This is a genomic window from Methanocella sp. MCL-LM, assembly GCF_049676595.1.
Lineage (GTDB): Archaea > Halobacteriota > Methanocellia > Methanocellales > Methanocellaceae > Methanocella_A.
Window position 1 is genome coordinate 836,405 of sequence record NZ_CP187259.1, and the last position, 14,878, is coordinate 851,282.

The window sequence follows — 14,878 nt, forward strand, 5'->3', positions numbered from 1 at the left end:
CTTTCTACAAATAGCGCCCTGCGGGCGAGAATGCGATGGTAAAGCCCCGGGCTCAGGCATCATGTCAGCATTTTTCCGGGTTTCGGAAAACTTGATCGACATCAGCCGGGGGAGTAAGATAAGGGTCGCTGACATATTCAATACGCTCGTTTTATATGATCGATGCACTGGCTCACAGGCGACGTGTGGCGATTTAACGTCTATCATCTATGCTTTGAGGCCAAACTGGCTTATACTTTTTTATTTCAATTGTTTAACTACTTCCCTGGTGGTGCAGGCAAGATGCCTCGATCGTGACCACATCCGTATCTGCCGACCTGCGCAGAGGATTACGCTCGAATCGCAATAGCCTTGACGTAGCTTCTCTCCTATCTTCAGCTCCGTATCGTAATCCGGAACAGCGTCTTCCCGGCCCTCTCTATTTCCAGCGTACCCTCGAGCTGCTGCGTCAGCATCCCGACCAGCTGCAATCCTAGCGTACTGGTCTTCTGGATATCGAAGCCCTGGGGCAGCCCCACTCCATTATCGCTGATCGTGAGAACGATCTTATCCTCCTCTCTGCGCAGTACCACCCATATCTCACCTTTACGGCCATCGGGGAACGCGTACTTGAAGGCGTTAGACACCAGCTCCGTGACGATGATGCCGACGGGTACGGCTTTGTCGATGTCCAGGGGGATGTCATCGATTTTCGTGCACAGGGTTACGCTACCTGAAGCGTGGCTGTAGGATCGGGCTAGGTTGCCGGTGAGGCTTTTCAGGTATTCTGGGGTGCTGATGTTGGACAGGCTCTCGGACTTGTAGAGGTACTCGTGAACGAGGGCCATGGATTTGATCCGGTTCTGGCTGTCCCTGATCAGGTCGATGTACTTCGGGTCCTCCATGCCGCTCGACTGTAAATTTAGGAGGCTGGTGATGATCTGGAGGTTGTTCTTGACCCGGTGATGCACCTCCTTGAGCAGCGCCTCCTTCTCTCTAAGCGATGTCTTCAGCTGCTCGTCGGCCAGCTTGATGTCGGTGATGTCCTGCACGGTGCCGAACTGTCTTACGGGTACGCCGGCGGCATCGGGTATTACCGCCTCTGATACGGAGTGGATGTGGCGCACCGAGCCGTCGGGCAGCACGATCCTGCACTCCAGCGAGAAGCCCTTGCCCCGGGTGATCAGGGTGTGGATGTGGGTTTTTACCTGGTCCGCATCGTCCGGGTGTATCCTCCCGATGAACGTGTCGTAAGTGACGCTGGCAGTTCCGGCCGGGAATCCAAAGATCCGGGCGCACCCCTCCGATATCTTGGCTACCTTAGTCCTCAGGTCCCACTCGTAGTACCCTATGTGGGCAATCTGCTCTGCCCTGGCCCGATCAGCCTCGCTCTTCCGGAGCGACGCTTCGTACTGCTTACCCGGAGTGATGTCCCGCAGGATGATCAGCGATCCCAGGGACCCTTTACTTCCGTCTTCCAGAGGGGATACTCTCGTATCGATCCACCTTGGCATGCCATCATCCCCGCCGATGGTAATCTCGGCCGGTGATCCGCCGCTATTATTGAGGCATTCGGCCAGCAGGGGCCATTCTGACAGCGTTTTGTCCGCGGGCTGGCCCACGACGGTTTCGGAGACCCCAAACTTCCGGCGTGCGGTGGCGTTGATTTTTACGATCGTCCCGTTTTTATTAAGTACCAGCACCCCGTCGGTCATGTTCTCGATCAGCTTTTCAGCAGCCACGGGCATCAGCTCGAAGATGCGGTGCCGGAACACTCCCCAGGCGAAGACGATGCCCATGACGGCTAAGGCGAGGGGCGTCAGATCGACTCCGTACCCGGGGATTAAGAAGTACTGCGAGGTCCCGCTTAGCAGGAGCACGATGATGGCACCGAGCAGGAGCGACGCGGGCCGGGGGTAGTTTTTATCGCCGGTGCGCAGGGCTTTCCAGAACAGCAGCAGAAAGCCCGGGGTAGTGATGGCGAACGAGTAAAGCGTGATGGCCCACGCAGCTATACCTCGGTTAAAGATCAGCGTATCTCCGTACCCGCTGTAAGCCGGCAGTATGCTCGACCATATAAGCCAGTGGTACTCGTTGGTCACCGTGAGCACGGCGGCGATAGCAGGCAGTGTCCAGAGCAGCAGGTTCATTTTGCCGTCGACGCGACGGTCGGGATAGCAGTACTCCAGCGCGAACAGGAGCCACAGCGGAGGTATGGACACCCCACCAGCGAAGGCCATCTTGGCGAAGATGATCTTGGTGCTTATTTCTGTCGCAGAATATTCAAGGGCGCTGACCAGTACCCATCCGCTCATCAGCGCCATGAGGAGCGAGAAATAGGTGCCTCCCGGAACCGAACGCCGCTTCCAGACGTACGCGGCTAGGATGCACAAGATTATGGCGGTCGCTAACATCGTGACCGAATAGTAGGACAGCTGCAGGATCATAAGCGACCCTCCGGTATGCTTACGATGCCCCGCTCAGGCAAAAGTCCGGCACACGTGAGAAGGAGTGACATTTTTCATACGCTCGTTTTTCTCGGACACTTTAAGCAAGTCGATTTAACACTTGTTTAATCTGCTGTAGGTCGTATGGGCTTATACTCTTTGTTATTTCAGTTATCTAATTATTCGGATAATAGCACGGCCTTTGTCTTTCAATTTGCCCGGGTTTCCCGCCTCTTTTAATGTAGCATGAGCACGGCGATGATCCCGCCCGATATTACCATGGCCAGCGCCATGAAGATCGTGTATGCTCCGAATTTTTTCGTGCCGAAGTAGTAGGCGTATACTATCCTGATGCCCAGGTTTACGAACACCGCGATCAGGATCGCCACGACGGCTACTACCGGCCCGATCGTGTTATTCGAAGCTAACTGCGAGGCCGAGATCGTCACCGCGTCCACGTCGGCCAGCCCGGCGAACAGCGAGGTGATGTACAGGCCGTAGGTGCCGAAGTAGTTAGCCGCGAACTTGGAGACGAAGAGGATGATGGTGATCAGCGCGCCGAAGGTCAGCGCGGGCTTGATGCTGAACGGGCTGCCGAGCCGCAGGGTCTGGCCCTGGTGAGTAATACGGTTGCTCTGGAGGTAGAAGTACGAGGCCACGAGCAGGCCCACGACTACCATGACGCCGAAGGGTATGTACACGTAGTACAGCAGGCTCGGGAAGAAGACCAGGACGATGAACGCCACCCTGATCAGCATGACGGTGTTCGCGAGCGTCGCCGCCACCATCGCCTCGTTTTCCAGGCCGTCTGCCTGCCTGGTGTTCGCGCCCATGCTCGTGGTTACCGCGGTGCTCGACGCCATGCCGCCTACTATGCCTGTCAGCGCCAGCCCGGCTGTGGTGCCGAACCACTTGACGAGGAAGTAGCCGATGTAGCTGATGCCCGAGATGAAGACCACGATGAGCCAGATCTGGTGGGGGTTGATGATGTCGGGCAGTCCATACTGCGGCAGGCCGAAGGACTGGTCGGGCAGGATCGGCAGTATGACTACAGCGATCAAGGCGAACAACAGCGAGTCGTAGAACTCTGTCTTGGGTATCTTGTGGGTGAACTCGTGCAGCTGCTGCTTGAACGCCAGCAGGATAGCCACGATAACAGTCAGGATAATGGCGACTTCAGGGTTGAAGAAGGTGAGGCCGCCCATGAGGAAGGTCACGATCACGCTGAACTCGGTGGTGATGCCCAGGTGCGGGTGCATCCCGGTCGACCGGAAGTAGGCGATGCTCAGCAGGGCCATGATGGCGAGCAGTACCACGCCGAAGATGAAGTACCCGTTCTGGGCGAATCCCAGCGGGCCACCTCCGTTCACCCCTATGCTGCTGGATGCGAGGTAGGCTGACAGGCCCCCCGCCAGCCCCGCCAGCCCGAAAGTCCGCAGGCCGGCAAATTTCACGTTGGTCAGCTTCTCCTGCGCGATCTCCCTCTCGAAGCCTATGATCAGGCCGATGGCCAGTGCTATCAGCAGTTTCCACAGGGGATCGAGAGCGGGGGAGAGGTAGGGTGTGAAATCGACCATCTGTACTCTTTTTGCATATGATGAAATAAATACGTTCTTCTGGCATTAAATAAAAAGGGCATGGCTGGCATGTAGTATCGGTGTCGGGCTAGCATAGCAGATTCTATAATCTGTCGCATGCATGAGGACGCCTGTGCAAGCGAAATAATATAGAATTTATTCACTATTTAGCAAATTAAGGCAATACTATTATCGAATATACGAAAAAGCATTTATACTCCTGAAACAAGCTATTATTGAGGGGGGTTTTAGGAGGAAAAACAAAAATGTCTAAAACCCGAACAATTGTAGCAATTGCTGCTGTGGCAATCGCAGTAGTAATGATGTTGAGCTCGATGCCCGGTGCGTTCGCGACGGGTAACGGAGCCCCGAGCGGTACTCACTATAACCTGAATATCATCGGGGTATCGAAAGAAAAGACCGGCGGCACCTGGACCAGTGACGGCCACCGGATTTTCGTGCCTCTCCAGGGCAAGTCTAACATCTGGCTGCAGGCCGGCGACTCCTTCAAGGTTCTCGACGCCGACGGCACCGATGGCAGCGCTAAGCTCCAGCTGCTGGACCCCTACCCGGGCAACACCACGAAGGCAACCTACAATATCTACGTGAGGGCGCTCGGCAAGCCTGGCGGCTCCGCGAAGATGACGAGCGGCTTCGTCGATGAGTACGGGAACATGTGGTACTCGCTCGAGAGCGTGACCATGACCCGCACCAAGGGCAAGACTGTCTTCTCGGACAGGACGCTGGAGTTGACCACCGTCTACGCCGACATCACCGATGATGGCATAGACAACCCCCTGAGGTACAACCTGTTCGATAACGCCACGTACAACTACTTCTGGAACTACGACAACAACGGCCTCAAGGTGCTCCAGCTGAGAATGTACATGGTACAGTAAACAAGGCCTATCAGCTATTGAGAAAAGACATCGGAAAACGGAAAACGGCCGCTTTCTGCATCCCATCCCCGCGGAGTACAGTTCACTTACTGGAGTGTACTCCGCCACCCCCGCCTTTCTTAAACTCTTTCTTGCCTGCCCAATTTTCATCGCACAACCCGGCGAATAGTTTTATTTCCGGCCGTGTCGAGACTCTACCGGTGTTTAGTGATGACATTAGAGTTTAGCTGTCAGGCCGCCGGCGCAAACTGCCCCTTTGAGGTCAAAGACGAGAACGCAGACGAGCTGGTAGATATCGTGCAGCAGCATGCGAGAAACGCTCACAGCGAAAGGATCTCCCGGGAAGAAATCCTCCGGATAGCCAGGGAATCCGGGTCGGGCCAGCGCTGATAATGGCGGCTACAGGCCGTCAATCTTTATCGTTCGTCAGCGTCGTCTGCTGTTCGTCCGGAACAGTAAAAAGAAAGAAGAAGGTTTCACTCTGCACTTTTACGACGGGATCAACACGTTGTCTATGACGTGGATGACGTTGTTGTTGGTCGCCGGGGTATCTTCCTTCGTCAGGAAGGCGTTACCCACTATCACGGATCCCTGTCTCGGTAACACCTGCAGTGTCCTGTTGTCGATGGTGGTGACCTGCTTTGCGCCCAGCAGCTGGTTGGCGCTGTACCTGCCCGGGACAACGTGGTTCCTCAAGACTGCCGTCAGCCTCGGGGTATCGTTCCTCAGCGCGTTCAGCGTGCCGGGAGGCACCTTGTTGAAGGCGTCGTCCGACGGGGCGAGAATCGTGTATGGTCCGCCTGTATTCAGCACGTCGGCCAGCCCCGCCTCGTTAACCAGCGATGTAAAGGTGTTCAGGTTACCCATGCGTCCGGCGGTATCCATGACGTTGCTCAGGGCCGGGGCCTGATCCTGCGCGAGGACGGCCGGCACTGCGCTTAACAGCAAGGCTGTCAGTACTATTGAAGCTAAAATTTTTCTCACTCGATCAACTCCTGCATATTCCGGTCGGTGACACAGATGTTATAGCTGACAGCCAGCATTGCCGGAAAATAGTTAACCGGCTCGCATCTTCCGCGTCGCCTTCTGCACGCCAGGAGATCGGCCTCCGTCAGGCACATCTACGGCTGTGGAGCCGATAGTAGCCAGGGGTACGGCACTTCTGCTCTAAATATCCCTCCGGGTAGCCTTTAATTCCCGGGCAGCTGTATTTTTACCAGTGGTGAAGCAGGGATATACCACGTTTGCTCTGGTTTTATTTATCCGATCGATCAATCTAAGTATAGTCTTCTGTTTCGAAGCTGGCGGGGTTATACTATACACACTACTGAAAGAGCTGACGTGATTCGAAGTTACAAGCCGCATTTCCTGGTCCGGTGGCTGCTAATCCTGGCCGGCACTATCTCGGTCGCCCTGGGTATCGTGGGCATTTTTGTCCCGCTGCTGCCGACTACGCCTTTTCTGCTCCTCGCTGCGGCCTGCTATGCGGGTAGCTCGCCGGCACTTTCCCGGTGGCTGCTGACTAACCGGTGGTTTGGCAGCTACATCCGGAGCTATCGCGAGGGCAGGGGCCTGCCGGTGAAAGTAAAAGTGGTGTCAGTGATCTCCCTCTGGCTTACCATCGGTTACTCGGCCCTGTTCATTGTCCCTGTGTTTATCGGACAGGTGGCGCTGGTGGCAGTCGGGGCAGGGGTGACTGTCCATATCCTGTCCCGGCCCACCTGCAGGCCGGAGTGATCTCTTCCGAAGGCGCCGCGGGTACTGGCAGGTGTCTTAAGCCCGCTAATCGTCTCTCTCTTCAATCCCTACCGGGTTGTGGTATTCTATGGCGCTCCGGTCAAACGACTGCGGGGTTCCCCGGGTAGTGTAATAATCACAGTACCCTTGCTGTCATTATTTTTTATGATGCTGGAGAAGTCACGCTCATATCTTCGCGAACCTATTTCCCAGATTTTCCCGAATTTGCTCCCGGGGATAATATGCAGATAAAGGCCAAAACCTTGAAAACATTGTTGACAATCGGCGCCCTGCTCGTGCTTTTCACGGCAATGATGCCAGGCGCTCTGTCAGACGGTGGCTATGGCAAGGACTATAGCGAATGCAAAGACAGCTATTGCAAAATGGGATCGTCCAAAGCTCATTACGATATTAAGAGCGTAGACATGGTGAAGACAGTTACCGGTGTGAGAGACAACACTGTCTTCTTCCAGGTGCCCAGCGTGGCGATCACTACTAAGGAGGGAAAAGTCTCCACGGTGACTTTCCCGACGCCGCTGACCGGTGCCTTTAACCTGAGGCAGGGTATGGGCTTCCTCTCTATGGGGGGCGCGAGGTCTGCGGATGTCGCTATCAGGCCTCTGAGTACTGCCACTCTCAACATCAGTGGCTCGTCTATGGTGATGTCGATGAAGGACATCAAGGTGATTACGGACGATAAGGACAAGTTCGCGTTCGAGTACCATAAGATCGGATTAGTGCTCCCTGACGGCACTGCGAAGGTCTACTGTCTCGACAAGCCTGTCCAGGTAGCGTATTCCAAGGACCGCAAAGCGGCGATGATCGACGCTTACCCGGCCTACGGCGATATCCTGGCCTACGCCTACACGAACATGAACCGGTTCTCGGATACCCAGCAGCCGCTGAGCATCAAGGAACTGCGCACCGCCGAGACTACGGGCAGAGTCCAGTCGATCGGCACGGCGCCGGTTCTGAGGGCGCCGCCAACTCCGATACCTACCGCATCGCCCACGACTACGCCCATCGCTACTCCGATCGTGACTCCGACGCCGGAAGTATCGCCGACTCCGATCGTGACGCCGATCGTGACTCCGGTGGTCTCACCGACTCCGATTCCGACCGAAGTTCCGACGGCCACGCCTATCATAGAGCCCGAGCCGACCGAATCGCCGATCGTGACTCCGATCGTGACTCCGACGCCGGTTCCTACGCCTATCTCAGAGTTCTATTCCCGGTGAGGTCGGTCGAAGGCAGCATAAAAATCTTTTAGCCGAACAATGGCAGGGTTGTTAGCCGCCCTGCCCCTTTTTAATATATGTCAGACGGTTTAGCTTAGCGATAGTTTATGCATGTCCCTGGAAGCCAGCCCGAGCCAGATGACGATGGCGGACAGGGCCAGCCATTCGGTGATCACCGGGGCGATGTTCAGGATCGTGGTGGCGGCGAGCAGCATGATCAGGGTAATGGAAGCGGCGCCGATAATGATCGTGTCCTCGTGCTGGTCAGGGCGCATCAGCATGTTGGCGGTGGCCATGATTATGGCTATTATGACTGCGATGTAGAACAGGATCATCCAGATGAAAGGGTTCATGTGGTGGAAGTGGATGGTATAGCCTTCCAGCACCAGCGTTATCCCGGCTATGATGCCGCATATCTGGCCTGTTATCATGACTGTGTTGAACAACTTGTTCTGCGAGTACCACCTGTAAAAGCCCAGGATGAAGATGCAGAGCAGCGTTCCGGTGACCATGATGCCGGCATTGTAGAATATCGACCCATTCCCGTTCTTCATGCCGTAGTCTTCGACCCGGTAGTCGAAGGGCGAGAAACCGAGGTTACCCAGAAGTATAGAAAGCGTCATGGAGAGGATTACGTTTGCAATGATCAGGTAGCCAGCCAGGCTGCTGATAAACGACGGGGTAATCCTGCGATTAGCTGACATCAGAGATACCATTTCATATTATTTTTGATATAATAGGCTATCCTTACGATACTGAAATTACATAATTGAAAGGTGGCAGTTGTTAAAAAGTATCTTCACATGGCTGTCCCGGGCACGTCAGCTTTTAACATGTGCCGGCGCATGTCCCGGGTGGCCAGAGCAACCCAGGCGAGCATCGAGATAGCGGCGAACCACTCGGTGATCTTCGGGGTGATGTTCAGGTAGGCTGTGGCGGCCAGCAGCAGGATCAGGGCTACTGATGTGAAGCCCACACAGCATGTATCCTCATTCTCGTCCCGGCGGAGTAGCATGGCAATCGAAACCAGGGTTATGGCCACGCCTACAGACAGGAAAACCGGGGAGGTCACCGGTTTTCCTGTAAAGGTTTAAACTTGGTCTCTAATGTTACCTGCGCCCGTACTTTCTGTACACTATGAACAGGCCGGCCACTACCAGCACGATGATGGCTCCGCCGATGTACGGTATGTAGGAGTCTACCGTGATGGTAATCCTGTAGTCCTTCTCTTTCGTCGCCTGGTCGCTCTTCGCCTTGATCGTTATGTCGTAATCGCTGGCGACGATGTTGCCCGGCGGGGTCACTTTGACCCTGAAGGTCTGGGTCTGGCCTGCTTTGATGCTGTTGGTACTGTTGGGCGTCACCTGCACCAGCCAGCCTTCCGGTGCCTTGGTTTCGAGGCCGACGTTGGTCAGGGCCGCACCGTTGCCGGTGTTGGTGATGTACACGTCGATGTTGAAGGCTTCGCCCGGCTTGGCCGAGTACCCCAGCTTAGAGCTGGTCATGCTCATGTCGACGCTGCTTTTCAGCCGAAGCATCAGGTCTTTCTCGATCTGCTGGGCTTCGGGGGTGGTGACGACTGCCTTGAAGTTGTAGTCGCCTGTCGCCACGCTGTTAGGCGGGACAATCTCGAGCAGCAGGTTCTTTTCGCCGGCTGCAGGGATGACTACCTCAGCCATCTCTTCGATGCTGGAGATATCCTCTTTGTACCTGAAGTACCAGTTTTCCGGCAAGCCTGTAGCACTGAGCTTGTAGATGTTTTCTTTGGACTGGAGGTTCTTGATCCTGACATCGTAGTAGATCTTGTCGCCTATGGATGCGATCTTCGATGTCACCTTAGTGGTGACTTCAGCGGACTGGTTGATGCTGGTGATGTGGACGTAGAGGTCGATGTTCTTGTCGTCCACGGTGGCGGTGATCTTCTTTTCGCCTACTCCGGTGGCCGCGTTGGTCGAGACCTCGAGGTTGACCGTGCTGGACTGCATCTTGGGCACGAACACCTTGTAGATGCCCTTATCGCCCGAGGTGAACCTGAGGCTCCACCCGGTGCCGCTGGTCGCAGACAGGGTGTAGGTCTTGTCCTCGTTGTTATTGTTCTGGATAACTATGGGGAAGACCACTTTGTCTCCTGCGAGGGCCGTTTGACCAGGTGTGCTGCACGATAGGCTGGTACCGGACGAGGGCCCGGAGCTGCCACCTGACGTGGGCTTCAGGATATCCATCATGATGGTGCCGGACGATTCGTTAATGTCCGCGATGTAAACCTTCAGCCCACTATAGTATATACAGTACTGGTTCTCGATGATAGTATAGTTCATCTCCGCGTAACCTGCAGACCTGATGTTCACGCGCGCGGCGTTGCTGCCGTTAAGGATGTCGAACTTGATGAAATAGCCGTCAATGGTGACTATTTCGCCCGATGCCACGGAGCCTGAACGGATCGAGGTGTACTCTTCGGCCGCCAGCGCCGGCGCTGTTGCCGGCAGGAGCAGGCTTATCATCATGGCAATCATCAGCGCCCCGGCCAGGATTCTGTTCGTTTTCATCTGACGTCCACCCTCAGGAACTTGACGTACGCGACCGCGAAGGCGATCATCGTTTCGATGAGCAGCACCAGTATGTTCACCCATACCGAGGCCAGCGAGTCCCACAGCGTGACCTGCTGCGGGTAGTACGGCTTGTACGACGAGAGCGCGGACCTGTAGATCATGAAGCCCTGGTTGAAGATCGCCGGGGCGATGTGGTTCTGGAAGTTGGACATCGGGGAGATCGAGTCGATCGCCTGGATGATCATCGTCTGGCGCTCGTAGTATTGCTGCCATGCCTGCTGGTACTGGTCGTCCACCGGCGGCATGGGCAATATGCCCACGTCTCCTCTGTCTATCGTGACGTTATCCGAAGTGGCATCAACGGCAACGCTGCTCACTGCCATCTTTTCGTCGACGGGCATCGGCATCGGCTCCGCGTAGTAGATCGGCCCGCTGTACTCGGGCGGGGGGCCCAGGATGAGCTGGGTAATGTTGTACGAGAACATCGAGAGCACGATCAGGAAGATGATGACCCCGAGGACATACATGACCGACATGGATGAGCTTTTAGCCAGCGTGGAGGTCATCATCGCGAGCGCGAAGAAGACCAGGCAGTACAGCAGCGCCATCACGAAGTATACGGCGATGGCCATCAGGTCGTTCATCTGGGGGATGACGCCGTAGATCAGCATGATAGCCATGGTGATGAGGAACGTCGCGCCGAGCACGATGCCCAGTACTCCGAAGGCGCCGAGGGTCTTGCCGTTGATGATCGAGTCCCTGTACACCGGGTGGGACAGGAGCGACTTCAGCGAGCCCTCTTCCTTTTCCCGGCTGATGAGGTCGAAGCCCATGGATACTGCCAGCACCATGCCGATGAGGGCGAAGTACTGGTTCAGGTTCTGGAAGACGAACAGCACCGACGGCATCGGCGGATTGGTCAGCTGTTCCAGCTGGAACTTCAGGCTGTCGATCTCCTCCTGGGGGGCACCGCTGGCCTCCGCGTCGGCGATCATCTTCTGGTACATGGCTACCTGTTCCTGGTACCACGGCTGCTGCGGGTTTTCCGCGGCGGATTTCTTGTATTGGTCGAGCTGCTTCTGGTAGTCGCCCATGCCGTTGACCATCGAGTAGATGCAGACCAGCATCAGGACCGCGAAGATCAGGATGAACCGCTTGCTTGTCAGGTGGTCGCGGAACTCTTTGGCCGCGACGATCAGTTCAGACCTCATGTTTTTCACCTCTGTATATGGTATTCAGGAAGACCTCTTCCAGGGTCTGCTCTTCGAGGTGCAGTTCCCTGATGCGGATGCCGCTCTTGTACAACTCCTCCGAGATGTTGTCCCGGATGTCTTCGGTGGCGGTGATAATCGCGCTGCCGTTGACGTAGTTCGCGCTGAGGATGCGGGGATCGTCCAGCTTCGGCATCGTGCCGATCACTTTGATCTTGATGGTGACGTGCTCGTCCTTGCTCATCGCCTTCCTGACTTCGTCAGGCGTGCCCTGGGCTACGATTTTCCCCTTTGAGATGATGCCGATGGTGTTGCAGACCTGCTGCACCTCGTTGAGGACGTGGGAGGAGAAGAAGACTGTCCTGCCCTCGGCAGCCATCTCTTTGATGATGTTGCGGAACTGGATCACGCCTTCAGGGTCGAGCCCGTTGGTCGGCTCGTCCAGGAACACGTATTTGGGATCGTTCAGCAGGGCCTGGGCCAGTCCCAGCCGCTGCTTCATGCCCCTGGAGTAGCCGCCTACCGGCTTTTCGACCTTCTCCAGGCCCACTCGCTGCAGCAGGTCGGTAATCCTCTTATCGGCTGCGCTGTCGCTCATGCCGTAGAAACGTGAGAAGTATTTCAGGTTCTGCTTCGCAGACAAGTTCGCATAAAAGCCCACTCCGTCCGGCAGGTATCCTGTGATCCGCTTGGCTTCGAGCGGATTGCGTGTGACATCTATGTCATCTATCCAGCATTTTCCCCCGCTTGGCTCGATAAGGCCGACCATCATTCCGATCGTCGTCGTTTTCCCGGCGCCGTTGGGCCCTAAGAACCCAAAGACCTCACCGCCGCCAACCGAGAGACTTACAGAGTCCACGGCTTTTACGCCATCGTAGACTTTGCTCAGGCTCTCTGTTTTTATCATAACGGTCAGTTATCCATACAACCGGGAAATATAAAAGGATTATTAAAACTACGGATTGTGCCGTAGTCATATACTACTGTGCCACAGGCGGCAGATTATTGTCCTTCCCGCCGGTGTCAGATATAGTTACTGTAAAATAGAGTCAGGGTACGCTGCGCTGTGACCGACTGGAAGCAGTCCCTTGCATATTTAACACGAAGGACACGAAGGTCACGAGGGACACGAAGGATTAACAAGGACACAAAGGGATCGTGTTAAAGGGCACATCCTTCGTGTTCCTTGAATAGTCCTTCGTGTCCTCCGTGTCCATTGTGCCCTTTGTGTCGAAGCGCAGCGCAGCGTACCCTGTAATAGGGGTTAGAATAGCTATTTGTATCCTTTATAGGTAAAAAGATAAAAAAATCATCCTCTATGGGTTATATTATACTATTCTCATTTCACCAGATCGCTGCTATTCGCCAGCATCAGGAACTCCTTCACCTGCTCGTCGCTTAAGGTCTCGAACTCCTGGTAGTACTCTCCCACCGCTTCGAAGTCCTCCGGAGCCTGGGCGTAAACCAGCGGGGCTACGTACTTCAGCTCTTCCACCAGCTCTGCAGGTATCACCGGGGTTGCCATCACTACTTCTTCCGGACCCTGGTCTCTGATGGCCTCCACTGCTGCAATCATCGTGGCACCGGTGACAATCCCGTCGTCCACGATGAACACGGTGCGCCCGTACAGCTTGGGGAAGTTGCCGAGGCCGACGCGCAGGTCGTCCAGCGTCGCCTTCATCTCTCCGATGATCCGCCTCGCCTCTCCGCCGATGTATTCCCGGGAGATCTGCCACCTGTCCACCATTGCCTGGTCGAGCATGACTGCGCCATTCCATGTAACCGCCCCTATGGCAAAGTCGGCATTAAATGGGGCGCCTATCTTCTTGCTCATGACCAGATCGAGAGGTGCCTTAAAATCCTGAGCTATCTCGTAGCCCACCGGGACGCCTCCCCTCGGTATGGCGAGCACGATTACATCCTTGCCTCGAAAGGCTTTCAGCTCTTTCGATAGAATTTTGCCGGCTTCGGCCCGATTCCTGAACTTCATAGTTTCACATCACGCTATGCAGTAACTTCGCTTGTTCTGGTCTCCGATTTCAGGCCCTTCAGCAGCTCTGACAGCGTTATCGTCGTTATGTACTTGTGGAGCTGCAGAAAACCTCCGATGGAGTCAAATGCCCTCACTTTGCCCTGTATTGATTTCTTCGTCCCGGGGTCCGGCACCACGAATATCAGGTGATCGCAGTCGGACCAGAGGGCGCACATAGCGCCTGCCTCGATGACGTCGGGCTGGACATCCCCGCTCGACGTGATGAGCCGGAAGGCCATCTTGAGCTCCGGCAGGTTAGGATGCTCCTGCTTGGACCAGACCTGGTCCAGGTTGCCTGCTCCCAGGTTCACGTTGTGCTCGATCTTGTACCCCAGCTGGCTGCCTACCGTGTCGCACGCAGCATTCATGCTTTGCTCATCCATGCTGTTACCCCCTGAAGATCAATCTTGCAGCCTGGTCCGGCGATCAAGTGGGCCGGCCAGGGTTGTAAATACGACATTAAGGAGTTCGGATATATCGAAAAAGAGCTTATCACCACATAGAGCGAAAAGGAGCCCGCATACCCCCGCTGTCCATACCGTAACGGCCCGCGGAATCCGTTGATGATCATTAATAGGATATAAAAAGACATTACATGGGAGATTACATGGCTGGCGTTGGCAGAATCGGGGACTTTGGAAAACCTGATTACGAAGCGGAAATGGATATCGAGAACCGCCTGGACACGACGGATCCTCTGGTTGATGAGAATATACCCTTTGAAGACCGGGTTAAAAGCCTGATGGAACGGGGGATGAGCAGGGAGCAGGCCGTGGAGTGGTTAAACCATGCCAGAGAGGATGCGAAAAAGCGGGAATTCCGCAAGAGGGATATCCTGGTCGAGCAGTCGCATTTCCGCAAAGAGCTAGGGGAGCTAAAAAACTGTACTCCCGTCGATGAAAGTTGCCTGATTCCCGGGCCGGGGGGAGAGGAGAACAAAGATCCGGAAGCCCGGCGGAGACAGGGACCGCTGCCAGAGTAAGAGAATTATAAGTCTGTCCTTATCCTGATACGGATAAATATTTTAATGTTTTATCACAAGCAGGCTACTATCAGGTTATTATCGGGTTACACGATCGATGTATGGTGTGTACCAGGTTACCCGGCCAGTGTGAGATATCTATACCTCCGGGGAATCGGCGTAATATCTTTTCCATGATCATTGGAGGTATAGTTCGGCGACAGGCCGCCTTGTTCTTAGTTCGCAAA

At 55.2% G+C, this 14,878-nt stretch carries 15 protein-coding genes; 5 read left to right on the top strand and 10 right to left on the bottom strand.

From position 1 onward, the window contains the following. Positions 1–374: 374 nt before the first annotated feature. Entirely contained in the window at positions 375–2,426 is a 2,052-nt protein-coding gene (locus ACPLPM_RS04195) for a histidine kinase N-terminal 7TM domain-containing protein (RefSeq protein ID WP_424358991.1), read from the bottom strand. 236 nt (positions 2,427–2,662) lie between these two features. Continuing rightward, positions 2,663–4,003, bottom strand: a complete 1,341-nt coding sequence (locus ACPLPM_RS04200) for an MgtC/SapB family protein (RefSeq protein WP_424358992.1) — start codon at positions 4,001–4,003, stop codon at positions 2,663–2,665. Between the two features lie 302 nt (positions 4,004–4,305). Here ACPLPM_RS04200 and ACPLPM_RS04205 point away from each other — a divergent pair, with 302 nt between their 5' ends. Then, on the top strand, positions 4,306–4,902 hold the full coding sequence (locus tag ACPLPM_RS04205) for a hypothetical protein (protein ID WP_424358993.1): 597 nt from the start codon (positions 4,306–4,308) through the stop codon (positions 4,900–4,902). A gap of 210 nt (positions 4,903–5,112) precedes the next feature. Further along, positions 5,113–5,292, top strand: a complete 180-nt coding sequence (locus tag ACPLPM_RS04210; protein WP_424360031.1) for a DUF1059 domain-containing protein — start codon at positions 5,113–5,115, stop codon at positions 5,290–5,292. 99 nt (positions 5,293–5,391) lie between these two features. On the opposite strand, the gene ACPLPM_RS04215 is transcribed toward ACPLPM_RS04210, so the two are convergent. Beyond that, positions 5,392–5,886 carry a fasciclin domain-containing protein gene (locus tag ACPLPM_RS04215; RefSeq protein WP_424358994.1) on the bottom strand — a complete coding sequence of 165 codons (495 nt, stop codon included), beginning with the start codon at positions 5,884–5,886 and terminating at the stop codon, positions 5,392–5,394. A 357-nt stretch (positions 5,887–6,243) separates the two neighbouring features. Between ACPLPM_RS04215 and ACPLPM_RS04220 the strand changes: the two genes are divergently transcribed. After that, positions 6,244–6,639, top strand: a complete 396-nt coding sequence (locus ACPLPM_RS04220) for a YbaN family protein (RefSeq protein WP_424358995.1) — start codon at positions 6,244–6,246, stop codon at positions 6,637–6,639. A gap of 242 nt (positions 6,640–6,881) precedes the next feature. Further along, positions 6,882–7,877, top strand: a complete 996-nt coding sequence (locus tag ACPLPM_RS04225) for a hypothetical protein (protein ID WP_424358996.1) — start codon at positions 6,882–6,884, stop codon at positions 7,875–7,877. Positions 7,878–7,966: 89 nt separating this feature from the next. On the opposite strand, the gene ACPLPM_RS04230 is transcribed toward ACPLPM_RS04225, so the two are convergent. The 7 genes from ACPLPM_RS04230 to ACPLPM_RS04260 form a co-directional block, all read right to left on the bottom strand. Then, the gene (locus ACPLPM_RS04230) at positions 7,967–8,581 is read right to left on the bottom strand and encodes a hypothetical protein (RefSeq protein WP_424358997.1); all 615 of its coding nucleotides are present in this window, start codon (positions 8,579–8,581) and stop codon (positions 7,967–7,969) included. Positions 8,582–8,676: 95 nt separating this feature from the next. After that, a complete protein-coding gene (locus ACPLPM_RS04235) occupies positions 8,677–8,949 on the bottom strand; it encodes a hypothetical protein (protein ID WP_424358998.1) in 273 nt (90 codons plus the stop codon). 37 nt (positions 8,950–8,986) lie between these two features. Then, entirely contained in the window at positions 8,987–10,423 is a 1,437-nt protein-coding gene (locus ACPLPM_RS04240) for an NEW3 domain-containing protein (protein WP_424358999.1), read from the bottom strand. Beyond that, the gene (locus ACPLPM_RS04245; RefSeq protein WP_424359000.1) at positions 10,420–11,637 is read right to left on the bottom strand and encodes an ABC transporter permease subunit; all 1,218 of its coding nucleotides are present in this window, start codon (positions 11,635–11,637) and stop codon (positions 10,420–10,422) included. The genes ACPLPM_RS04240 and ACPLPM_RS04245 overlap by 4 nt, the downstream gene beginning before the upstream one ends. Then, the gene (locus ACPLPM_RS04250) at positions 11,627–12,544 is read right to left on the bottom strand and encodes an ATP-binding cassette domain-containing protein (protein WP_424359001.1); all 918 of its coding nucleotides are present in this window, start codon (positions 12,542–12,544) and stop codon (positions 11,627–11,629) included. The genes ACPLPM_RS04245 and ACPLPM_RS04250 overlap by 11 nt, the downstream gene beginning before the upstream one ends. 432 nt (positions 12,545–12,976) lie before the next feature. Beyond that, on the bottom strand, positions 12,977–13,627 hold the full coding sequence (locus ACPLPM_RS04255) for a phosphoribosyltransferase (RefSeq protein WP_424359002.1): 651 nt from the start codon (positions 13,625–13,627) through the stop codon (positions 12,977–12,979). 14 nt (positions 13,628–13,641) lie between these two features. Further along, entirely contained in the window at positions 13,642–14,052 is a 411-nt protein-coding gene (locus ACPLPM_RS04260) for a hypothetical protein (protein WP_424359003.1), read from the bottom strand. Between the two features lie 224 nt (positions 14,053–14,276). Between ACPLPM_RS04260 and ACPLPM_RS04265 the strand changes: the two genes are divergently transcribed. After that, positions 14,277–14,651, top strand: a complete 375-nt coding sequence (locus ACPLPM_RS04265; protein ID WP_424359004.1) for a hypothetical protein — start codon at positions 14,277–14,279, stop codon at positions 14,649–14,651. The last annotated feature ends 227 nt before the right edge of the window (positions 14,652–14,878 follow it).